17 protein-coding genes and 1 tRNA gene are annotated in these 23567 nt (G+C 57.2%); 15 read left to right on the top strand and 3 right to left on the bottom strand.

Annotated features, from left to right (window positions below; genetic code table 11):
* Positions 1-5 precede the first annotated feature (5 nt).
* From ABD890_RS09480 to ABD890_RS09465, 4 genes are all read left to right on the top strand, one after another.
* A complete protein-coding gene (locus tag ABD890_RS09480) occupies positions 6-725 on the top strand; it encodes a hypothetical protein (RefSeq protein WP_345088192.1) in 720 nt (239 codons plus the stop codon).
* Positions 726-816: 91 nt separating this feature from the next.
* On the top strand, positions 817-1836 hold the full coding sequence (locus tag ABD890_RS09475; RefSeq protein WP_345088190.1) for a S1C family serine protease: 1020 nt from the start codon (positions 817-819) through the stop codon (positions 1834-1836).
* 355 nt (positions 1837-2191) lie between these two features.
* On the top strand, positions 2192-4120 hold the full coding sequence (locus ABD890_RS09470; protein ID WP_345088189.1) for a sigma-54-dependent Fis family transcriptional regulator: 1929 nt from the start codon (positions 2192-2194) through the stop codon (positions 4118-4120).
* 194 nt (positions 4121-4314) lie between these two features.
* Positions 4315-4387, top strand: a tRNA-Lys gene (locus tag ABD890_RS09465).
* A gap of 57 nt (positions 4388-4444) precedes the next feature.
* Here ABD890_RS09465 and ABD890_RS09460 read toward each other — a convergent pair.
* The 3 genes from ABD890_RS09460 to ABD890_RS09450 form a co-directional block, all read right to left on the bottom strand.
* Positions 4445-4672 (bottom strand): coiled-coil domain-containing protein, encoded by a 228-nt coding sequence (locus ABD890_RS09460; protein WP_345088187.1) that lies wholly within the window; start codon positions 4670-4672, stop codon positions 4445-4447.
* A 192-nt stretch (positions 4673-4864) separates the two neighbouring features.
* Complete coding sequence (locus tag ABD890_RS09455; protein WP_345088185.1) at positions 4865-8965, bottom strand: WD40 repeat domain-containing protein; 4101 nt, start codon at positions 8963-8965, stop codon at positions 4865-4867.
* 228 nt (positions 8966-9193) lie between these two features.
* Entirely contained in the window at positions 9194-10102 is a 909-nt protein-coding gene (locus ABD890_RS09450; RefSeq protein WP_345088183.1) for an ABC transporter ATP-binding protein, read from the bottom strand.
* Positions 10103-10204: 102 nt separating this feature from the next.
* Here ABD890_RS09450 and ABD890_RS09445 point away from each other — a divergent pair, with 102 nt between their 5' ends.
* The 11 genes from ABD890_RS09445 (at position 10205) to ABD890_RS09395 (ending at position 23499) form a co-directional block, all read left to right on the top strand.
* Complete coding sequence (locus ABD890_RS09445; protein ID WP_345088181.1) at positions 10205-11299, top strand: aromatic ring-hydroxylating oxygenase subunit alpha; 1095 nt, start codon at positions 10205-10207, stop codon at positions 11297-11299.
* The gene (locus tag ABD890_RS09440; RefSeq protein WP_345088179.1) at positions 11296-13071 is read left to right on the top strand and encodes an AAA family ATPase; all 1776 of its coding nucleotides are present in this window, start codon (positions 11296-11298) and stop codon (positions 13069-13071) included. Before ABD890_RS09445 ends, ABD890_RS09440 begins: the two co-directional genes overlap by 4 nt.
* Positions 13072-13224: 153 nt before the next feature.
* Positions 13225-15063 carry an ABC transporter substrate-binding protein gene (locus ABD890_RS09435; protein ID WP_345088178.1) on the top strand — a complete coding sequence of 613 codons (1839 nt, stop codon included), beginning with the start codon at positions 13225-13227 and terminating at the stop codon, positions 15061-15063.
* Between the two features lie 85 nt (positions 15064-15148).
* On the top strand, positions 15149-16060 hold the full coding sequence (locus ABD890_RS09430; RefSeq protein ID WP_345088177.1) for a vWA domain-containing protein: 912 nt from the start codon (positions 15149-15151) through the stop codon (positions 16058-16060).
* A gap of 93 nt (positions 16061-16153) precedes the next feature.
* On the top strand, positions 16154-17701 hold the full coding sequence (locus tag ABD890_RS09425; protein WP_345088176.1) for a phosphate ABC transporter substrate-binding/OmpA family protein: 1548 nt from the start codon (positions 16154-16156) through the stop codon (positions 17699-17701).
* 36 nt (positions 17702-17737) lie between these two features.
* Entirely contained in the window at positions 17738-18457 is a 720-nt protein-coding gene (locus ABD890_RS09420; RefSeq protein ID WP_345088175.1) for a hypothetical protein, read from the top strand.
* 51 nt (positions 18458-18508) lie between these two features.
* The gene (locus ABD890_RS09415) at positions 18509-19321 is read left to right on the top strand and encodes a hypothetical protein (protein WP_345088174.1); all 813 of its coding nucleotides are present in this window, start codon (positions 18509-18511) and stop codon (positions 19319-19321) included.
* Between the two features lie 52 nt (positions 19322-19373).
* Complete coding sequence (locus tag ABD890_RS09410; protein ID WP_345088173.1) at positions 19374-20441, top strand: type 2 periplasmic-binding domain-containing protein; 1068 nt, start codon at positions 19374-19376, stop codon at positions 20439-20441.
* 114 nt (positions 20442-20555) lie between these two features.
* A complete protein-coding gene (locus ABD890_RS09405) occupies positions 20556-21350 on the top strand; it encodes an ABC transporter permease (protein ID WP_345088172.1) in 795 nt (264 codons plus the stop codon).
* Between the two features lie 33 nt (positions 21351-21383).
* Positions 21384-22022, top strand: a complete 639-nt coding sequence (locus tag ABD890_RS09400) for a TMEM175 family protein (protein ID WP_345088170.1) — start codon at positions 21384-21386, stop codon at positions 22020-22022.
* A 43-nt stretch (positions 22023-22065) separates the two neighbouring features.
* Entirely contained in the window at positions 22066-23499 is a 1434-nt protein-coding gene (locus ABD890_RS09395; RefSeq protein WP_345088168.1) for a sulfatase, read from the top strand.
* Positions 23500-23567: the final 68 nt, after the last annotated feature.

The following is a 23567-nucleotide window of genomic DNA, read 5'->3' as shown; positions in this document are numbered from 1 at the left end:
AGACCATGAACGATTTACCCAATTCGATCGACGACCGCATGCTTGACCGCCTGGTCGATGGCGAACTCTCTCCGGACGAGTATCGTCAGGTGCTCGTCGCTGTGGATCAGGCTCCGGATGGTTGGCGACGTTGTGCCCACGCGTTTCTCGAATCTCAAGCGTTGGGACAGACTCTGCCGCTGGTGATGCAGCCCGCCTTGACGACCTCCCAGAGTGAGGCGGCACCGACGGTAGAGGCGTCGCCGCCGCCATCGAGCTCTCTTTCCTTTCATCGCATGGAAACCATCGCCGCCGTCGCGGCCTCGGTGGCAATTGCGTTTGGCTTGGGCTGGTACATCTCGGACCTCGGGGGAAACACCCCAGGCGTTGTGACACCAGGACCAGGCCCCAGCACGATGGCGAATGTGGTCGACCCACCAATGCCCGCCGATATTCCGCGGCATGAAGTGAAGAAGCCGCAGTTCGTTTATGTGAATCAGTGGGACGGTCAGGGTGGCAGTGGCATGCCCATTCCGATTGACCCGACCCGCAAGTTCAATCCCGAGCAAAACTGGGATCCGACTTGGGGGATGTCGCCTGCCGAGGTTCAAAAGTTTCAGGACGCCGGCCATCGCTTGAAGACCGAGAATCGTTTCATTCCAGTTTCGATGGACGATGGGCAGCAAGTGGTTGTCCCGGTGCAGGACGTGATGATTTATGACCAGCCGGCCTTGCCGTACCACTAAGGCCGTGATCGATTTGCCCTGCGGTTCCAGCATTGAATTCGTTGCCCAGTTCCAGACAAGTCAAACCCTCACAGTAGAAAAGGAGTGAACCATGAAGGTCCAGTTTTGGTTAGCACCAACACTGTTCGCGATGGGAGTCATCGCGTCCCCCATGCTCAGCCAGGCTCGCGCCGACGACGCCCCCAAAGCTGAAGTGCAAGTGGAAGTAGAAGTCGATGAGGCCGAAGTCGAGGCGCCAGCCGCCAAGCAGTATTGGCTGGGTGTGCAGTTGGCACCGACTCCCGAGATTCTCAAGACGCACGTCGAGCGATTGAAAGATGGCGCCGCCATGGTCGCTGGCGTAGCCCCTGGCAGCCCGGCCGAAAAGGCTGGCCTGAAAGCGGGCGATCACATCTTGAAGCTGAACGACGACGACGTGACTTCGCCTAACCAGGTTGTCGACATCGTTAAAATGAGCAAGGGAGAAGCCTTGTCGCTTGAAGTGCTTCGCGGCACTGAGATGGAATCGTTGACCGTGAAGCTGGAAGAAGCTCCGGCCGACATGCTCTCGAAGCAGGTTCCCGTTCCCCAGCCGGAAGCCATCGGAATCGCTCCTGGCGAAATGGGTGAGCCAAATGCTCGCTACCGTTTCTTTGGACCTGGTCAGGTCGTTCCTCAGCAAATTCGCGTGAAGGTCTTGGGCAAGACACTACCGCAGAACACCACCATTCGCGTCGAGCGTAAGAACGACGAGCCCACCAAGTTGTACATCGAACGTGATGGCAAGACGTGGGATATCACCGACAAAGAAATCGACAAGCTGCCAGAAGACCTGCAAGAGCTTGCTCGAAACTATCTGGAAGGTGGCGCTGGCATGATTGTGATCGGCGAGCAAAGTATTCCGTTCCTGCAAATGCAAGAACGCATGCGTGCCTTGGTTCCAGCAGAGCAGCCGCATCAGATCATCGAAGGCCCGGCTGTGGGGACTACGGAAATCGGCAAATTCCACAAGCAACTTCAGAAAGACATGGAAGAAATGCGAGAGATGATGAAGCAGATGCATCAGCGCATGGACCAAATGAAGAAGGCTGTTCCTGTCCCACCTCAGCCTGAAGAGCCCGGCGAAGCGTAACGCCGAACGATAGACCTCGAAAGTTCCTGGCCCCACCCTTTACGCCAGGAAACAATCTGGGCCGCCAGTCTTGGATCGGAGACGGGCGGCTTTTTTTGTTCTTGAATCTGACTGCCTGATACGATCGGATTAACTGGCCTTGAAGCGATAAAATGCCTGTTTTTCCGGTCTGTTTTGTGCAATTGAAAGAACAAAGTGCTGGCGAGCCACGAACATCTTTTTACCTCTTCTTTTCCAATACCTGGTTATGTCGCTACCTTGAAGGAACGTGGTCGACCCTAATAATTGACTCGCAGCCGCTATTGCCCCACGGAAGTCGATCCAATGGTTGCCCGTTCCAGCAAGTACCCATCGCATGACTCGATCCGACCACGATCCATTCCAACTGCTGGGAGCAGCGATTCAGGAGAATCCGCGTCTGGCCACCATGCTGACGCAGATCTGGCGGCAACTCGATACGGCCGACCAACTCGCGCAGTTGTTCACCGGAATCTGTCGAGCACTCGCCGAATCGTTCCCCAAGTCAGCCGCTCAAGTCTTGCAGCAACAATCGTCAGGCGACTGGAAAGCAGTCGCCGCGGCCGGCAACCACGGCAAAGTTCGCACGCAGCAAATCGATCAATGGCTGCAAGCCGAGATCTCGACTGGAAGCCCTGCGGCCGTTTCGCTGCCAATGGTTAACGAGCCGCAGCGATTGCTAATTCTCGAAGGTGTCGAATCGCTTCCTGCTCACTCGCTGCACGCCATCGCCCAGGTCGCCCGATTCGCGGTCAATCGTTTCATTGAAAATCAGAACAAGAACGATCGAGCCCAGCGACTCAAAGCGATGCTGAACATGGTGCAGCGCTGGCATCATACCGACGACCTGGTTTCGCTACTGAATGAGATGGCTCAGTGCTCGACCGAGTTCTTCAGTGCCGAACGTGCCAGTATCTTTCTGTGGGACAAAGCGAAGCATCAACTGATTGGCCGGCCAGCGCTCGGGGTCGACGATGGCAAGCTGGTTGTGCCAGACGATAAAGGTGTCGTCGGGGCGGTCGTGCAAAGTGGCGAGCCGCGTCGCGTTGACGATATGCTGGGGCACGAAGTTAATCGCGAGATCGACAAGCAGTTAGAGTTTCATACCCGCAGCCTGCTGTGCGTACCGCTGAAAGATCGCAAAGGGAAAGTATTCGGCGCGTTCGAGCTGATCAACAAGAAGGACGGCAACTTCACCACCAAGGATGAACAAGGCCTGGCGGAAGTCGCGGTTCACGCGGCAGCGGTTCTCGAAAGTTCGCAGCAGATCGCCGAGCTGACCGAGAGTCGCGACCGGATCGCTCAGGCCCAAGCTGCCGAGATTCAGCTGATTGGCGAATCGCTCGCCATGCTCGAGCTTCGCCGCAACATCGATCGCATTGCGGCGACCAGGTTGCCGGTGCTGGTGTTGGGTGAGAACGGGACCGGCAAGGAAGTGGTCAGCCGGCTGATCCATTATCAAAGCGATCGTCGCGGCCAGCCTTTGGTCGCGGTCAACTGCGCGGCGCTGCCGGACACGCTCCTCGAAAGCGAACTGTTCGGTCATGAGAGAGGGGCTTTCACCGGAGCCCATGAAACGAAGGCCGGCAAGTTCGAACTTGCCTCCGGTGGCACGTTGTTCCTCGACGAGATCGGCGACATGAGTCTCACCGGTCAGGCCAAGCTGCTGCGAGTTCTCGAAAATCATGTCGTGACGCGGCTGGGTGGGCAGGGCGATATCGAGATCGACGTTCGCGTCGTCGCAGCGACCAACCAGGATCTGCCGCAGCTCGTCAAAGAGAACAAGTTTCGTCAGGATCTGTTCTATCGCTTGGATGTCGTCTCGGTGACGTTGCCTCCGCTGCGCGATCGCGGGAACGATATTCTGATCCTGGCCGAGAAGTTCCTCGATCTGTTTTCTCGCAAGGCCCGGCGACCGATCCCGCAGCTTTCGAGCGACGCCAAGTCGCGGCTGCTGGGGCATGCCTGGCCTGGCAACATCCGCGAGCTTCGTAACACGATGGAACGCATCGCGTTTCTGTGCGATCGCGACGTCATCACGGCCGACCAGATCCCGCTCGAGGCGATGACTGGCCCCCAGGTGAATCAGGTGCCGGCCCAACTCGATCTGGCGACCGCGACCGAGCACTTCCAGGCCGACTTCATCAGCTATCACATGGAGCGGACCGGTGGGAACATGGCCCAGGCCGCCAAAAACATGGGGCTGCATCGCTCGAACTTGCACCGGAAGATGAAGCAGCTAGGGCTTTTAGACGAAAAGGAGTAGGTGAATTCCCCCGAGATTTCGAGGAATTCGCCCACCAGCCCAGGCCCGCCACGAATTTCTTCAAGCGTCCCCTTCACCCCAGCCGAGAAAAGCGGTAAAGTATGCGTTTCGTCACCAGAGTCCGAGAAGGACTAGGCGAAATCAGAGGCCCAGCCCGAACCATTTCGGTCCCCCAAGCCTCCTAAAACCAGATCGCTCCCTTAGCTCAATTGGCAGAGCAACTGACTCTTAATCAGTAGGTTGTTGGTTCGATTCCAACAGGGAGCACTCAGAAACCTCGTCGTTGCTATCAACGGCGAGGTTTTTCTTTTTCGCTCAACCATCTCACGGCATCGCGGGGTAGTAGCCGGCAGGGTAGGGCTGGGTGTCGACGGCGGCTGACATTTGTTCCAGGGCGGCGATGCGTTGTTCGAGGGAGTCGACCCGGGCTTGGGTTTCCGGGTGCTCGCCGTTGCAGGTTTTGCTGCCGAAGCTAAGGCTTAAGCACCCAGGGCTGGCAAGCAAAGTCAGGCTAGTAATCAGCAAGCATGGCAGCAGTCGTGGGGCACACATGGAGAGAGACTTTCTTCCCGAGGTGAAGCGAAGGCCAGACAAGTCAAAGCCTGGCGATCGTCGCAAACCCCCAAAAGTGGGTCAATTCCAACTGCCCCATTTCGGCCTGATCGACAAGTCGCCCCCCGACAGGCTTCGGTAAGCCGAGCAGTGCCAGCATGCCGCAGCTTTCACCTGGGCCGACCAGGCCATCTACTCCTTCGTCGCCCATTTCATTGCGCGGTCGAAGGACTTGGAGCCGGTGGGCCATTCGTGGTCGTCGGGGACGAAGCCGTGGGTTTCGATGATTTTGGCGAGGGTTTGGCCTGCTTCTTCTCGGTTGCCGGCCTGGGCGAGTTGCATGCCGAGGCGGACGATCGTGCGGCGGGGGTAGTCTTTCGCGATCTCGATCAGGCCGCTGAGGATGCGATCGCGCGAGAAGTTCAGCTCTTGGAACATGGCAGGCCAGCCTTCCGACTCGGCCAGGTAGAAGGCGATCTGGAAGTAGAGGGCGTCCCCTTGTGGTCCTTCGACCCGGTCGGCGATCGACGTGGCATAGGCTTCGGCTTCCTCATCGGTGCCGCCATTTTTCGGCAAGTGGGTCATGGCGGCCTCGGCGTAAACGCGAGCATACGAAGGGGCTTTGTCAGCGGCGCGGTCGAGCACGAACTTCATTTGTGAACGCGTCCAATTCAAGTCGCGGCCGAGACGGACTGCCGCGGCGAAGGCTTCCGGCGGAGCGTCGTCGCGTTGAATGAGCGGCGTGAGAATCTCTTTGCACTCTTCCATCTGATCGCGATACTCACTCAGCACATTGCCAGGTGTCGACGCGTCGGGCTTGTCGCCCCGGGCCTTGCGGGCAAGGTCGTACTTCAACTCGAACAACGCGAGACGGATCAGCTTGGAATCGGGGCGAACGGCCAGGTAATCGCGGAGCTTCTTTTCGTAATCTTTCGCTTCGCCTGATCGTACCGAGACCAGATTCAATCGCAGGATCAGCGACGAATAGAGGTTGTCGGCAATCGCATCGAGGGCTGGCGTGTTCTCTCGTTCCCATCGCTGGCTGAGAAGCTCAAGCGTGTTGTAGCGTCCTTCCTGCATCAGCGTTACCAGTTCCATCGCCAGCAGGTACTCGCGCGAAAGGGGATTCCCTTCGAGGTTCCAGGTCGTCACGTTTCCTTCGGTGTCGAAGTCAAGGAACACGCCGGCATCGGGGGCGAGGCGGATCCCTTCGACCGATTCGATCTCGGCAGGCAGCTTCACCGGGCCCTCGTGGCGGCTTCCTTCCCAGTCGCGAATGTCGATGCAGCGATCGGTCAGAAACCAGAACTGCCGCCCGTTCGTAGCGAACTTGCAGCGGCGAATGTCCTGGAGCATTCGCTGCGAATAGGCTTCATACTGGGCGTTCTTCGGGTTGGTAACTTGCAGCTTCACCAGGTTGTTGCCATTGAGCACGGCGAAGCGGTAGCGTCCCGAAGCGATCTGCATGGAGGTGTTCGTGTGGATGGTCGCCTTTTGACCGGCCAGCCCTTTCTCTTGCGGAACCAGCACCGAGACTTCGACCCGGTCGGCGAAGCGTCGCCCTTCCAGGTAATGACCATGGTTGTCGATGCTGCCGGAGATTGGTTCGAGCATCGGCTCGTTCTTCGGATTCAGCAGGCGAATATCGACATGCTTCTTGTCGCCATCACGAATGGTGTGCAGGCCGTTGGCAGCATCGATCGCGTAGAAATGTTCTCCGTTGGTCGACATGCCAACGTCATGGATTGGGGCGGGTAGCCCGGCAACTTGATAAGTCACTTCGCCCGTGTCGAGGTTGTACTGCTCGACGCCGCCTTGTTCGGTCCCGATCACCAGCAGTTTGCCATCGTGCGAGATCGCCACGGCACCTTTGCCAGGAGCCTTGTCGGCAGTGAGCTCGAAGATCGATTTGCCGGAGGCGATGTCCCAGACATGCAGGTCGCCGCTCTCGTCGAGGGTGACCGCACGCGTGGCGTCGGCAGAGATCTCCATCTTCCAGGGACGCTGCTTGCCGACCGAGAACGAACTTCCTTTCTGAAAGCTGGCGCGATCGGAAGCTCGGACCAGGGCATCCAGTTCTTCGACCTTGGCCAGTTCCCATTCGGTCGGAGCGAGTTCCTCGGCCGGTACCGATGGAGCTTTCACTTCCAGGCGAGCCAATTGATAGGGGCGATCGAGCGCCCAGGTCATCATCTTCTCGAACTCCGGAATGCCTCCGTTGAGTACTTCAGGAACTGGCACGCCGCCCACCGATTCAAAGCGTTCGGCCAACTGCTTTCCCATCGACTTATCTTCGAGTTCATGGGCGAGCTGGATCGCCATCGAGAGATGCATGTTTTGCCTTGTCGAGTCTCGCAGAGCCATCTTGGCGTAGCCTTGTATGACTCGTTCTTTCGAGAAGCCGAGGCTCTCGAAGGTGCCGTACCAGCCGTTGTAGTTGCGAATGCCCCGTGCGATGTGGGCGTAAAGAATGTCGCCTTCATCGCCCCCGACGGCATCGGCGACTTCCTGGGCCAGGTCGGAAGAAGCATCTTGTGAGCCGCCCCAGCGAGGCATCAAGCCGATCGCCGCTTCGGCATAAATACGAGGATAAGTCGGGGCGTTCTTTCGTGCCTCGGCCATCAGGTAGGCTGTTTCCTCCGGCGTCCATTGGCTCACTTTGGCCAGTTCCATCGCCTGGGCGTAGGCTTCTGGGCAAGGGGCCGCTGTTCGCTGAAACAGAGGCATCAGCATGTTCTCGGCTTGTTCGAGGTTGAGCTTGAAGAACTTCGATTCCTGTTCGTCGACTTCGCTGGCAAAGCCTCGGCCGCGGCAGTCCCAAGCCATCTTGATCGCATCCATCGTCAGCACAACGCGAAAGAACTCGCAGCTTGGGTGCTCGGCCACGAACTTCTTGTAGGTGGCAAACTGCGTTTTCTCTTCCCAGTGGTTGGTGTGATAACTCCGGACAAAGTCGGTCAGAAAGTAATAGAGCGTCTGTTGTTCTTTGTCGTACAGGTCGAAGTCTTCCGCTGCCCAGCGCTTGGCCAGCAGTTCGATCGCTTCAAAACGATGCTCTTCTAGCAGGCCTTGCAAGTTATGCAGCATGGCCGCATGCAGCCGGGCCTGGTTGTCATGCAGTTGCCAAAGGTCGACCTCCCCTTCGCTGGTGATGAAAAGCAGCAAGTCGTCGTCAGGGGCGGTCAGGACGTGGGCGACTTCGTAATCGATTTTCGGATAGCGAATCAGATCGAACAGCGGCATGTAGCTGGCCGTGCGAACCTCGACACCGCTGGCAGTTGCTGTCCAGGCCGTTTGATCTTGCGAGTCGAATCGAATGTTGAGCGGTGGCGAAAAGAACTTGTCTTGCTTGTGGGTGTACTTGAGTGATTCGGGGTCTTTATAGAACTCGAACAAGCCGCGATCGTCGGCGAGCCACAGTTGACGATCATTCGCGGCAGTAGCGGCGACCGGGAAGGGTGGGCCTCGCAGAGTCGCGGTGGAATAGCCAGCCTTCGTGGAAAAGACGACGCCTGCCTTGCTGGCCATGGCCGTAGCGTAGTTGCCGCTGTTGCTTACCGAGATATCGACGGCCGGGCGAAGGTCAGGGAACTTCTCGCTACTTTGAACCTTGCCAGGGGCTAAGGCTTCCGCGATGTAGGCCTGGCCTTTAATGTCGGCCGCTGCGATGCGATTACCGTTGGTCGAGAACGCCACGGCACCGACCGGAAATTGAAGCTGATCGTGGGTGAACTTCAGTTGGCCAGTCTTGGCATCGATTAGCAACACATTCGTCGAGCCATCGCCGAAAAGAATCTGCGAGCCATCGGCCGAGATCGCAATGGCGGCCTGGGCCGAGGGATTGTTCAGCTTGTATTCGGCAAGTGGCTTGCCATCGGGAAGGCTCCAGGTCGCCAGCCGGCGATCGGAGTCGTACGTCAGAAGTGTCGTGCCATCGAGTGACACGTCGGCCGCGACGATCGGCTTGTCGCCTAGCGAGAATTTACCTTGATGGACAAACTTGGGCTGCAAGTCGCTTGTGCGCAGCAGTTCAATCTCATCGACCAGTTGTTCATCCGACTTGCCGACGGTGATCGGATTCCAGAAGGGACGCTTGGCGGCCTCGTCTTCGAAGAAGAGCTGCGTCGGACGAAAGGTCTGCAAGCGGAACTCATTCACCGCCGGGTACTCGCGCGCGAAGCGTTCCGGCTTGCGGGCTGAATCTTGGGCTTGCGTGGAAATGCTGCTGGTCAGAAGAAACAACCAGCCGAGAGCGAGCCAGCGAGTCAATCGCGGGAGCTTAGACGCGGTCATCGAATGCGTACCGTAGCGAATGGAGGATGAAGTCGACGAGGGGAGGCCAAGGCAAAGCCCGCAGGAAGGCCAGGTCCCGAGATGGGCTAGGAGAAACCTAGTCTACCATCGATTCGATCTCGATCGATAAGTTTTATTCGTTTCGCTGGCAGCAGGGATTTATAGATATAGCCATGTTTTTACTGACATGGCATGGGTATTCGCATACGACAAAGACGCAAGTGTCTGTTAAACGTCGGCGCCCGAAGTCGTTGGGTGCTTCTCGTGTTCTTTCCAGAAGGTGATGTAATTGAGGTGATCCTTCTGCACCGTCGGGCTGAAGACGCACTGGATCAGCTCTTCCTTCTGTTCCACGAAGCGGCTGAGGTCCTTTTCGTCATCGGGCGTGAAGATCGGGGCAGGGCGATCGTAAACGATGGTTGCCCCATTCGCTCCGTCGGCATGATACTGCGAAAGACCGACCACGCGGTCACTCACGAAAAGGGCCTCGTTTAGTTCGTGCGTGACAATCACAACGGTATAAGGAGGAACGCGATTTTCGGAGCGAGCTCGGACATTTTCGGCATATAGCTGAAGCAACATCAACTGCAGTTCTTCGCGTGTCGCTTCATCGAGCGCCCCGAAAGGTTCGTCCAGCAAAAGCACGCTGGGCTGCATGATCAGGGCCTGGGCGATCGCCACGCGCTGCCGCATGCCGCCCGACATTTCGCTCGGATATTGATCGCGGGCAGCGTACAGGCCGACTTTCTTCAGAAACTCGTCCGCTTGTTCCAAGTGTTGCTTGCGAAGCTTTCGCCAGGCGAAATAATTGAACACGCGGAACGGGAGCGATGTTTGGTCGAGCATCAATCCGAAGGCGACGTTCTGCCGTGCGGTCAGGAACTCGTACAAGCTATAGTGCTGATAAACAATTCCGACATCGCGTGTCGGGCCATCGACTACCTTTTCGCCGACCAGCACTTGGCCAGACTGTGGAGGATGCGTTCCGAGGATCGCTCGGAGCAAGGTCGACTTGCCGCAGCCACTGGGTCCCACGAGCGCAACAACTTGCCCGGCACCGACCCGCAGGTTGACGTTGTTGAGAACTTTTTTCGGCCCGTAGGCATGAGAAACGTCGACAATTTCCAAGTTGGCCATGGTTCGAGCGAATAAGGGGTAGCAAAATTGAACGTGCCAGGGGTTCCGATTATCGAGAACGCCTGGAGAGAAAACCAGTAGGTGCCTTTTTAGCGTCGTGTCATGGATTACCACTTCGACCCAACCATACCCATTCAGGCCGCACCGACTCCGCCGGCGTCATGGTACATCGACCCATTGGTCTTTGCAGCCGAGAAACGCCAGGTCTTTGAAAAGGCTTGGATCGCCGTGGGACGCGACGACCAAATTACATCGCCGGGAAGCTACTTCACCGGCGATCTGGTCGGCAATCCTTATCTCGTAGTTCGTGACGAGGAAGGAAACCTTAGGGCGATGCACAATGTTTGTCGACATCATGCGGCGCTGGTGGCCCAGGAGTGTGGTCGAACTTGTGAACTGGTATGCCCTTACCATGGTTGGACCTATCGACTGGATGGTCGGCTGAAAAAGGCTCCGCGGATGGGCAAGATGGCCGATTTCGATGTCGAGCAGTTCTCGCTACCGCCGATCAGCGCGACGCAGTGGGGCCCGTTTGTCTTTATCGATCTGGACGGTCCGCTGGGGGGCGAAGACAATCCGCGTAACCTGGCGGCCGACTTTCAGCCGCTGGTCGCTCCGCTGGCAGAGCTGGGCATCGAGGGGATGAAGTGGATCGAGCGACGCGTCTACACGATTCGTTGTAACTGGAAGGTGTTTGTCGATAACTCGCTCGATGGCGGATATCATGTCGCCTATGCTCACGAGCAACTGGCGGCCGGGCTCGAGTTCGACGGCTACGAAACGCACATCTACGATCGCTCATCGGTGCAGATTTGTCGATCGAGCGGTTCCGACGATCGACTGGGCGAGAAGGTCACCTATGCCTGGCTGTATCCCAACTTCTTCATCAATCGTTATGGACGAATGATGGATACGAACCTGGTGATCCCGCTGACGGTCGATACCTGTCAGGTCGTCTTCGACTTTTATGCCGACTACGAAGATGTCGAGCAGTGGGATGCCAAGCGAACCATTCGCAAGTCGATTCAACAAAGCCACGTGATTCAGCAGGAAGACGTCGATATCTGCGAGTCGACGCAAAAAGGATTGCAGTCGATATCGTTTCATCGCGGTCGTTATTCGTCGAAGCTCGAACAATCGGTCCACGCGTTCCACCAGATGCTGTGGAGCGAGATCAAGGAAGACCTCCCAACATGACAAGCAACTACGATTTCTTCACTCGACTCGCACGTTTGCTCAACTCGGGTCAGGCCCGCAGTGTGATCCTGTGCGGCAACATCTATGACCTGCAGTGGGATGGTACGCAGTATGTGCCGCTCAATTCGTTCCTGCTGGAAAAGACCAAAACGCCTGGTCTGATTCCGCTGGTTTACGAGTTGAATGGCCCCATTCGCATCGACGACGCCGCGCTCGGTAAGCTGCGCGGGGCGTGGGTGGAGTGGAAGTCTGGCGTCGATGCCAACACACTGGCATTGCAAGATCTGCAGTCGAAGGGATCGAAGCTCGAGTTTTTCCAGCAAGAGTTTGATCGGCATCTGCAAAGTGCGACCGGAAATCCAACACTCGCATTGGAACTGCTGCGACAACTGACGATCTGCTCGCGTGCTTCGCTGCGAGAGAATCTGCTGATCATCGTCGAAGCGGCCGACATGCTGCTGCCGGAAGCTGGTTCGCTCGCCTCGCTGAACGACCGTCAACTCCATCGAATCAGCATCGTACACGACTGGTTTGGCGACCCTGAGTTTGTCGAAGGGAACGACTCGGTTGTTCTGCTGGCTGAATCGCGAACGCTGATTCACAGCCGCATTTCTCGCATGCCTCAGGTTTTGAGTGTCGACGTGCCGGCACCTTCGCTGGAGCATCGCGTGGCGTACATTCAGCATTACCTGGAAAGTAAGACGCCGACTCCGAAGTTATGGTCGACACCGGAGGCCCTGGGCGAATGCACGGCAGGGCTTTCGATTCAAGCCTTGCGGCAGATGCTGGCCGGCGCAGCGTACACTGGCGATCCACTCACGGCGGACAGCGTCTTCACGAAGGTCGAAGAGTTCATCCGCACGCAGCTTGGGGACGATGTCGTCGACTTCAAGAAGCCAGAGCATTCGCTGGAAGATGTCGTTGGTTTCACGAAGCTGAAAGAGTTCCTCGGTCGCGAGCTGATCCCTCGCTTTCGGGCGAAGGGAGCCAAAGCTCTTCCCGGGGCGGCCGTGGCGGGGGCGATTGGTAGCGGCAAGACGTTTATCTTTGAGGCAGTTGCCGCCGAGCTCGACTTGCCGGTGCTGGTGCTGAAGAACATTCGCAGCCAATGGTTCGGCCAGACCGATGTGATCTTCGAACGGCTCCGGCGGGTTCTCGATGCCCTGGAAAAGGTGGTCATCTTCGTCGATGAAGCCGACACGCAGTTTGGCCGCGTCGACGCGAACGCCCATGAAACCGAGCGGCGGCTGACCGGCAAGATCCAAGCGATGATGAGCGATCCGATGCTGCGGGGTCGGGTGCTGTGGCTGTTGATGACGGCTCGCATTCACTTGCTTTCGCCTGACATCCGCCGGCCAGGTCGCGTGGGTGACTTGATCATTCCGGTGCTTGACCCAGAAGGGGAAGATCGCCAGGCGTTCATCGAGTGGGTGTTGCAGGGAATAGACATCAAGTCACCTGGGGAGCAAACCAAAGAGGCGTTTATCGAGGAGTTAGATCAAAGCGTGCTGGAAGAGAACTACTCGGCGGCGGCGTTCGCGTCGCTGCGATCGCTGCTCAAAGCGATCGAGCCTGATAGCTGGGAAGCAGTTCGTGCTGCGATTCACGATCAGATTCCACCAGCAATCGGCGCAACTCGCGAATATCAGACATTGCAAGCTTTGTTGAATTGCACACGTCGATCGTTGTTACCGGACCCCAACATTACGGATGAAACGCGGGAAGGGTGGCAAAAACGAATCCACCAGCTCGAGTTGCAAGGGATTCGCTAGTTGGGTTGCCCCTGACAGCGTGGTAGATTGGCAGGCGAACGGCCTGGGGTCGCGACCTGCGTAGGCGGAACGCGACAACAATTCGCCCGATTCTTTGCAAGATTGACGCTCACTCGACGAATACCTTGTCGAACCAATTTTCGGGAGACACAGATGTATCGCAATTTGCTTCTCGCGCTGACGATCGCGAGTCTATTTCTGGTATCGCCAGGGCATGCTCAACAGAAGTTTTCGAGCATTACCGGCCCTTTGGATGTGAAACCAGTTCAAAGCGGTGCCCAGGTTAACGTCCCATTCATTACTTGGGGTGGTGATGCCGCGACCTTCTTCGCCAACGGGGGGCTCGATACGACGCCTGACTCGATCTACGGCAAGAGCGGGCTGAAGTTGAAGCTGACACCGGGCGACGATTTCGTGCAGCAGGTGAAAGATTACATGGGAGGCAAGTCACCCTTTTTGCGTGGCACCTTCCGCATGCTGGGCCAGGCCAGCGAAGTAATCGGCAAAGATCCCCGCACCAAGCCGGTCGTCATCCTGCAATTATCGTGGAGTGCCGGTGACCATATCGTCTCTCGCGAAGGTTTCAAGACCTTGAACGACCTGAAGCGGGATGGCAAGAAAGTTCGTATCGCTTGCCAGCAAGGTGGTCCGCACGTCGGTCTGCTGTACGACGCCTTGGCTGCCGCCCAGTTGACCAACAAAGATGTCGAGATCGTTTTCGTGGAGGATCTGACCGGTGCCAACGGTGCCGCAGAGAAGTTCCGCAAAGATCCGACCATCGATGCCTGCTGCGTGATTACGCCAGACATGATCGGTCTCACTGGTGGTGTTGATTCCGCCGGAACAGGTGCCGAGGGAACGGTCGAAGGAGCTCATGTGCTCGTCTCGACCCAGAACATGTCGCGATCGATCGCCGACGTCTACGCCGTTCGCAGCGACTGGTACAACGCTCATAAAGAAGAAGTCGAGAAGTTCGTTGTCGGTTATTTAAAGGCCACGGTCGAAGTCAAAAAGATGCGTGACGACTTCGAGAAAACCCAGCGGATGTCGCCGGAGTATCGCAAGCTGCTGACCACGTGCCAGAAGATTTTTGGCGAAGAGGTGTTGCCGACGCTGGAAGTCGACGCCCATGGTCTGCTGCTGGACTGTAACTTTGTCGGCTTACCGGGGCAGATCGCCTTCTTCAAGCAAAGCGGGAACCTGAGCGGCTTTGACGCTAAGATGAAAGCGGCCCTCGACCTGGCAACCAACTGGGGTTACGCCGGAGCTCGAATGGGATTCGAGCCGGTAAACTTCGACTATAAGAAGGTCGCTAGTTCCGCCGGCGTTCCTTACGCCGAACCGCAGAAGATTGTCAAAGGGGAAAGCCTCACCGAGTTCCCTGGCGACGATCTCGATACCGGCACGATTGTCAGCTTTACGATCTCGTTCGAGCCGAACCAGACCGACTTCTCGGTCGATCGGTACGGCGCCGAGTTCGATCGGGCATTGCAGTCGGCCAGTACGTTCGGCGGTGCGGCCGTCGTGATTCGAGGCCACTCGGACCCAACGAAGACATTGGTCCAGTTGATCAAGGCTGGTTTGGAAAAGGGTGTTATTCGCCGCACCGGCCAGCAAGGCAACTATCGCTACTTCATCAATACAAAGCAGGGCACCCAGGAACTCGATTTGAGCCAGACCGGCGCGATGGTGGAACTGATCAAGAGTGGCGCCTTCGAAGGTGCTGCCGACAGCCCGCTGCAAACGATGCAGGCCGCTTTGAACCTTTCGCAGGCTCGTGCCGAACAGGTCAAGCAAGCGATTATCAACTATGCCGAACAACGCGACATCAATGTCAACTTGTCGCAACTTCAGCCGCTGGGGGCAGGGATCTCCGACCCGGTGATCTCCAAGCCATCCAACATGGCCGAAGCGAAGCAGAACATGCGAGTCGAATTCCGGATCGTGAAGGTGAATCCGGAAGAGCTTTCCGAAACCGACTTCGATTTCTAAACCAATCTTCTTTCGCTGCCTTGGCCGAGCGATTCGGTCAAGGCAGCACGAAGAGGATCTCTTATCGACGATTTGGGGGGACGCGATGATTCAAAAGATACTACTGGTATGCGCGGTGTGTGGGCTCTTCGCTCCGCTCCAATCCGCTTCGGCGGCGAACGAATTGAATGTCGTGGTGATTCTCGATAACTCTGGTTCGATGAACCAGGCCATGAATCGGGGAGGCACGCGGATCGTCGCCGCCAAGCAAGCGATGTGGCGAGTTCTTTCTCAAGCACCCGAGGACGCACAGATCGGCGTCGTGCTATTAAATCCGGTCCGGAATAAGAAGTGGGCGGTACCGCTTGGCCCCGTCGAGCCTTCCGTTGCCCAAGAGGCGGTCGAGTCGCTCAAGGCGGCCGGCAATACGCCGCTGGGAGCCACGATGAAAGAAGCGGCCGACGCACTCTTGGAACTTCGTGACAAGCAGAAGTATGGCACTTATAAACTGCTGATCATTTCCGACGGCGAAGCAACCGATCGAGCCTTGGTCGAGCAGTATTTACCTCAGATTCAAGCTCGCGGCATTCTGGTCGATGTGATCGGCGTGGCGATGGGGCAACAGCATAGCCTGGCGACGCGGACGGCAACCTACCGCAACGCCGACGATCCTGCTTCGCTGGAGAAAGCGATCTCGCAGGTCGTGCTCGGTGAAAGTTCGACCGACACCGACGACAACACCGGACAAAGCGATTTCGACCTATTAGCCTCGGTGCCGTCGGAAGTGGCCGCCGTGTCGCTCGAAGCGTTGACCACCCCACACAACGAACCCATCGGCGTGTTCTCTGGCGATTCGGTGACCGGTCTGCCCAATACTTATCAGCCGCCGCAGCCGGCCAATGCCCCCAACAACGGCTCGAATCGTGGTGGAGGCCCTGGTTTTGGGACTTTTCTGATGATCGGCTTCGTAATCGTGATACTATTTCGGGTGTTCGCCTCGATTGTCAAAGCCCGTTAAGACCGTCAAAATAGTGATCTATGTTTTCTTAACGACGATCTCGGCGGCATGGCCAATATCTTCGCAACGTTGAAATCCAACAGGAGCAGTTGAGTGTCCAAAGGCAAGTTGCTTGCCGTGAGCATTGTGTGGCTGCTGATTCTCGCGGCTGGTGTCACTGTCTGGAAAGTCGTCTTCGCGCCGGCCGTGGAAGTCTCGCTCGAAGAGCAAAAGCGAATCGAGGCCGAGAAAGCTCGGGCCGAGCGTGACAATCAATTGCGCCGTGGTGGCACGGATAGTCGTTATCGTACTCAGGTCAATCTCGCCCTGGATGGATTCAGTGGATACGCCGTCTTTCGCAGTCCCGAGTTCGCTGACGAACTAAGCAAGCAGGGAATCAAGCTTCAGCTGAGCGACGACGGCGCCGACTATTCGGCTCGGCTGGAAGCGCTACGCAGTGGCAAGGTCGATATGGCCGTGATGACGATCGACGCCCTGGTGGCGACCAGTGCCGATGCCGGCGATCTTCCGGCGACCATCGTGGCGATTGTGGACGAAACGGTCGGAGCCGACGCGATTGTCACCTATCGCGATACCTACCCGAACGTCGATTCCTTGAACCGAACCGATACGCGGTTCGTGTTGACGCCTGACTCGCCGAGCGAAACCTTGGCACGCGTGGTGATCTCGCGGTTTCAACTTTCGGAGCTCGAGAAAGATCCGTTCATCAAAGTAGCCGACGCCGCGGAGGTGATGCAAAAGTACAAGCAGGCCAAACCGGGCGATCCGTTGGCGTATGTCGTCTGGCAGCCATTCATAGCCAAGATGCTGCAGAACGATCGGATGCACGTCGTGGTTGATAGTTCTCGCTTTCCGTCCGCGATCGTCGACGTGCTGGTGGTCAGTGACGACTTCATCGCCAAGAACCGCGACACCGTAGCCCAAGTGGTGAAGGCGTACCTCAAGGCAAACTATGCCTATCGCGACGATGCCCAGCGAATTGAATTGGTGGTGAAAGACGCCGCTGCTACCGGTACTAAACTAACCCAGGCCGAAGCAACTCAGTTGGTCGAAGGCGTCTGGTGGAAGAACACGCAAGAGAACCTGGCCCACGTCGGCCAGCGAGGTGGCTCGCACTTGCCTCACATCGAAGACATGATTTCGGGCGTGACCAGCGTGCTGGTCGAAACAGGCTCGATCGCCGCCGATCCGACGATGGGCCATCCGAACTATTTGTACAACGACTCGATCTTGAAGGAACTAGCCGACTTTCATCCTGGCGAGCAGCCGGAAGAGGTTCGTGGAACTTCGATGCCGGCACTGACCGACGAGCAATGGGGCTCGCTGGTGCAAATCGGAACGGCCCGGGCACCAACGCTGGTCTTTGCTCGCGGAACGGCAAGCTTAACGGAACGCAGCCGCGTACTGCTGGACGAACTCGCCGGAACGCTTCAGGCAACCCGTTATTACGTGATTGTGAGGGGGAATGCCTCGCGCAGGGGCAACCTGGAAGCGAACCAAAAGCTGGCCGAAGATCGTGCCAAAGAAGTGGAACAATACCTGGTATCGCAGGGTGTCGACCGCGATCGCATACGAGCCATCGGTGTCGAGCCGAGCGGCAGTACGTCGGTTTCGTTCGTCCTGGGCGAGCTTCCCTATTAGTCACCACGGGAAGCAGCGGATGAAAGCGATACCCTGATGGACAGCGTCAAAAAGAAGGTCTTACTCGATCTCTTTGTTTCGCCCTGGACGGTCATTCCGATCGTCGGTGGGCTGAGCGCTTGGCTGCTGTCGTGGGGCATCGACGGTAATACGACACTCAATGTGATCGGCCTGGCAGGGGTGCTGGCCGGGATGGGAATCCAGGCCTCGCGATTGATCTTCGGGATCGAAGACCTGACCGCTCGGGCACATAACTATGTGACCGAACAAGAGCGGCTCGAGAGAAACCAACATCTCGACCAGTTGGCCCGCCGGCTCGAACAAGACCAAGACCCGCGCAGCGAGCAATGTTTGAATCGGCTGCGGGCGTTATACACCTCGCTGGAGCTCGATGCTCCGGTGGGGCATGCCGCGATCAGCATTCGCGAGAAAGTTGACAAGCTGTTCAACGCAGCCGTGCGGCAGCTCGAGCGTTCGCTGGAACTGTGGGACAAAGCCAATCGATTGCCCGGCAAGATCGGCCGGCCGCTGTTGGAAGAACGCCGCAAAGCGGTGGATGAAGTAGTGCTGACCGTCGAGCATCTGGCACGGACCGTGCAGCAGTATCACTCGTTCCAACTGCGCGATAGTGACGATGAATTGGCAAAACTTCGCCAGGAACTCGATCGCACTATTGAAGTCGCCAGACGAGCAGAAGAAGTTATAGAGTCGCTCGATTCGTCGAAGCAATATAACGAGTCCGAATACGAATCCTAGATAATCGCTCATCTACAAGTTTGACCGCTATTTCCCAAAGTGAGGGGATCCATGTTCCGAGCAATTGGCAAATACATGCGAGCCATTGGCTACCTGTTGACCTTTCGGATCGACAAGGCAAGTGAATCGTTGCGTATGAACCCTGGCGTCGTATCGGCCAATTACGACCGGATCATCACCGAGAAGCGTAGCCGGATCAATCAATACAAAGACGCCATCAGCGCGATGATCGCCCAAGAGGAAACCAAGAAGGAGAAGCTGAAGGTCGTCACTGAAGAGATTCAACGACTCGAAAAGCTGAAAGCTGGTGCCGCCGCGAAGGCTCGCCAGGTTGCCTCGAAGTATAACGGCGATCCTGAAGCGACCCGGAACGATCCGGAATATCAAAAGTGCCAGTCCGCGTTCACCGATTTCAGCAGCACGCTGTCGGAGAAACAGGCCCGCGTCGCCGAACTGGAATCGGATCTGGAACAGTTGGTGGAAAACGTCAACCGTCACAAGCTGCAGATCCAAACGCAGATGCGTGAGTTGGAAAAGCTGGGCGAAGAAAAGCACGATGCCGTGGCTTCGATGTTGTCGGCCCAGGAAGAAAAGCAGATTGCCGACTTGATGACCGGCCTCGCCGAAGACCGCACCAGCGAAGAGCTGCGAGAGCTTCGCGATCTGCGGAACAAAGCCTCGGCAAATGCCCGCGTCAGCCGCGAACTGGCCGGCCTCGACACGAAGCAGGCCGAAGCCGAATTCATGGACTTTGCCGTCAACAGCCAGGCCAACGACGAGTTCGATGCCTTGATCGGGCTGACCAACAAGTCGCCAGAATCGGACGGCGATGGCCCGGAAAAGACAAGAATTCCGGAAAGCTAACGAATAACTGACGCAGAGAAAAATACACACCCTATCAAGAAGGAAGCAGTCAATGAGATTTGGAAATCTAGCAGCGTGTGCCGCCCTCGTCGCGTTGGTGGTCGGTTGCAACTCCGGCACGCCCGCCGGTGGTGGCGAAGGCGACGTCCCGGTATTCAGCCTGGCTTGGAGCGAGTATCCCAGCTGGTCGGTCTTCGGTGTCGCGCACGAAAAAGGTCTGCTTCACAAAGATGAAGGCCAGATGGGCGAGCTGGAAAAGAAGTGGGGCGTCGACATCGTGCTGGTCCAGGCCGACTACGATTCCTGCTTGAGCCAGTATGGCAACTCGACCGTCGATGCCGTCTGCATGACCAACATGGACAGCCTTGCTCCGGCGACCGGCCGTGACTCGGTTGCCATCTTGCCGACTTCGACCAGTGTCGGTGCGGATGCTTGTATCACGGTGGGTGTCGATTCGATCGAAGCCTTGAAGGGCACTCCGACCTATGGTTTGGAGAAGTCGGTTTCGCAGTACGCTTTTGAACGCTGCCTGGAACTGGAAGGAGCCAATCCAAAGGATTACGAATTCAAGAACATGGATCCCGGTGTCGCGGCTCAGGCCATGCAGACCGGCGACGAAGCGATGAAGTCGATCATGGTTTGGAATCCGTTTGTCCTGCAGACCCTCCGCGATCGTGACGGTGCCAAGCGTTTGTTCGACTCGCGTAAGATTCCAGAAGAAATCATCGACATGGTCGTGGTTAGCAAGGCCAGCCTCGCGAAGCCAGGTGGCGACAAGTTCGCCGGCGCCGTGATTGACGCCTTCTACGAAGTCAACAAGATGCTGGAAGACGACAGCACCCGTGCCGATACGCTGAAGGCGCTGGGCGAAAAGTTCTCGAGCCTGGGTGTCGAGGACATGGAAGTGGTTGTCCAGGAAACCAAGATGTACCCGACGCCTGCCGACGGAATTGCTTTGTTTGAAAACAAAGACTTTCAGGAAAAGACGATGCCAACGGTTGTCGACTTCTGTGTCACGCACGACATCGTCGACGAGAAGTCTTCGATCGGATTCGGCAAAGTGGACGCTCAGTTGAACTTCGATGCGTCGTACATGAAGCAGGTCGAAGCGGGCAAGTAAACTCGTCCGTCCAAGATGCTTTCGCAAACCGATGTCAAAGGCACGAGGCAATGCTTCGTGCCTTTGCGCGTTGCCTACAACCTTCGCCCCACACTTGCCTGAAAGTTGCCCCGAATGATTCGCCGGCCCATTAGCAAACGGACTCGCCTGCTGCTGGGATTCGCCAGCTTTGTTGTGATCTTGCTCGGTTACGCTTGGATGTCGCATCGCGCCCATGTCGAAAACCCTCGCAACAAGACGCTGCCCAACTTTTCGCAGTTTCAAGATGGCTGGCAGAAGATGGCCACCGGCGATGGGGGCATCAAGTTTTGGGATGACGTGAAGGCGTCGTCCACCCGGCTGGCCGTCGGCGTTGGAATTGGTGTTCTGCTCGCCTTTGTCATCGGGCTGGCGATGGGGTGCATCCCCCAGGTCGAAGCCGTGCTGCTGCCGCCGATCTCGTTCTTCGCCAAGATCCCGCCCACGGCGATGTTGGCGGTTTACTTCGTGCTGTTCGGCGTGACCGGGATGAAGATCTTTGTCGCGTTGATTTCCTTCGGCATCTTTCCTACATTGGCTCAGTCGATTGCCCAGGCCGCCCAAAAAGATGTCGACGAGCACACCGTCTACAAGTCGTACACCCTCGGCGCCTCGCACTTCGAGGTGGTCTGGGAAGTGGTCGTGCGTCAGATTCTGCCTCGTATTATCGAGAACGCTCGTTTGCAGATCGGACCGGCAATGGTCTTTTTGATTGCCGCCGAGTTTGCCCTGGCCGATGTCGGGTTTGGCTACACGCTGCGGATGCAGTCGCGTCTACAAAACCTGAACATTGTGTACACTTACCTGATCATTCTGGGTGTGGCCGGGCTCGCGATCGACTGGTGCTTGATCTTGATGCGACGCAAGCTGTGCCCTTGGTTCGGCGATTAGTTCAAGCTGCCACGGCAAAGGGCAAACGGCATCATGGGAAAAGGACGTCTCGAAGCATTCAGTGATGGCGTGATTGCAATCTTGATCACGATCATGGTCTTCAATTTGAAGGCCCCACAAATGCATACCTGGGACGGGCTGATGGCCATGATGCCCGGCACGCTGACCTACGTGCTGAGCTTCGTCTACCTGGCGATCTATTGGAACAATCACCATCACTTGCTGCAGTTGACGCAACGCGTGAATGGTGGTGTGCTGTGGGCGAATCTTCATCTGCTGTTCTGGCTGTCGCTCATTCCGGTGGCGACGGCCTGGATGCATGAAAGCGAGTTCGTCGATCTTCCGGTCGCGATCTATGGCGTGGTGCTGTTTTGCTGCTCGGTCGCATGGTGGATCTTGCAGTCGACGCTGGTCGCTCAAGATGGTGCCCAATCGCGACTCCGCGAGGCGGTCGGGATCGACATCAAGGGAAAGGCCTCGATGATGGCCTATCTGTTCGGAACGCTCGTGGCGTTTGCTTCTCCCTGGTTCGCGATCGCGGTCTATTCGGTGCTGGCGGTCGTCTGGCTGGTGCCGGACCAGCGTTTTGAACGAGCGGTGGTCGAAGCACAACGCGCGGAAGTCGCTCAGCAGCAAGGCAATGTTGGCCAGCGAAGTTCGGAAGAACTATAATCGGGCGAACCCATCCCCGATTCTCTCTCGCCTGAGTTCTACCATGCCTGCCCCGATTCGTCTTGGTACGTTGCTATTGGTCTGTCTGGTTGCCACTCTTTGCCAGGCCGAAAAGCCCAATGTGCTGTTCATCATTTCCGATGACCTCGGCAGCCAGTCGCTCGGCTGCTATGGCAATGCCCAGTGCCAGTCTCCCAACATCGATCGTCTGGCCGGCGAAGGGATGAAGTTCGAGCACACCTACACGCAGTATCCTGTGTGTGGTCCATCGCGAGCTTCGCTGATGTCCGGCATGTACGCCCAAGCGATCGGCGTGACCTCGAACGGATTGTCGGACAAGTTCACGAAGAACCTCGGCGACCGTCCGACCATGGCCCAGCACTTTCGCGATAACGGCTATTACACGGCACGCGTCAGCAAGATCTATCACATGCGAATCCCCGGCGATATCACCGCCGGGACCGATGGCCCCGACCACGCGGCATCGTGGACCGAGCGTTTCAACTGCCAGGCCCCCGAGCAGTGGAGCGAAGGTAAACATGCCCATCTGACCAAAGAGAAGCTGAAGCCAGATCCCAAGCAGAACATCCACTTCAACCTTGGCTATGGCGGAGCGTTCTATACCGTCAAAACGCCTGGCGATGGTGCGGAGCAGGCCGATGTCAAAGCTTCGGCCAAGGCGATTGAAATCCTCGAGGCTCGTGCCAAAGACAAGCAGCCATTCTTCCTGGCGGTTGGGCTGGTGCGACCTCATGTTCCGTTGGTAGCCCCCAGCAGTTTCTTCGATCTTTATCCGGCCGAAGCAATGGAACTACCGCCGCAGGTCGATGGCGACTGGGACGATATTCCGAAGCCTGGCATCATCAAGAACAGCAAGTCGAGCGGCCTCGATACGCAGATCAAGAAGCAAAAAGTGCTCGAGGCCTACTATGCTTCGGTCAGTTTCATGGACGCTCAGGTCGGCAAGATGATCGATGCCCTCGACCGCTTAGGCCTGGCGAAGAATACGATCGTTGTGTTCACGGCTGATCATGGATACCATCTCGGCGAGCACGAGTTCTGGCAGAAGATGAGCCTTCACGAAGAGTCGACGCGAATTCCGCTGATCGTTCGCGTCCCTGGAAAAGGGCAGGGGACGACGGCTTCGCTCAGTCAGCAGATCGATATCTATCCGACCCTGGCCGAACTGTGCGGGCTGAGCATTCCCGAGCATGTCCAAGGCAAGAGTCTCGCCCCGGTCTGGAGCGACCCGCAGGCAACGATTCACGACGCCACTTACACGCTGCGGAACAAGAACGATCATCTGTTGCGAACAAAAGGCTGGGCGTTGATTCGTTATGGAAACGACAGCGTTGAACTGTATGACATGCAGAACGATCCGCAGCAGTTTACGAACCTGGCTCGCAAGGCTGAACATGCCGAGACGTTGGCTGGCCTGCAAAGCCAGCTCGACCAGAAGCTGGCCGAGATCCAGTAAGCGGCCGCAGTCGCGGATGCTGCGTCCATTAACAAAAACAGGCACGCCCGAAATGGACGTGCCTGTGC

The organism is Bremerella cremea (genome assembly GCF_039541315.1).
Classification (GTDB): domain Bacteria; phylum Planctomycetota; class Planctomycetia; order Pirellulales; family Pirellulaceae; genus Bremerella; species Bremerella cremea.
The sequence above is the reverse complement of the archived record's forward strand: the minus strand, read 5'-3'. Positions and strand labels throughout refer to the sequence as shown.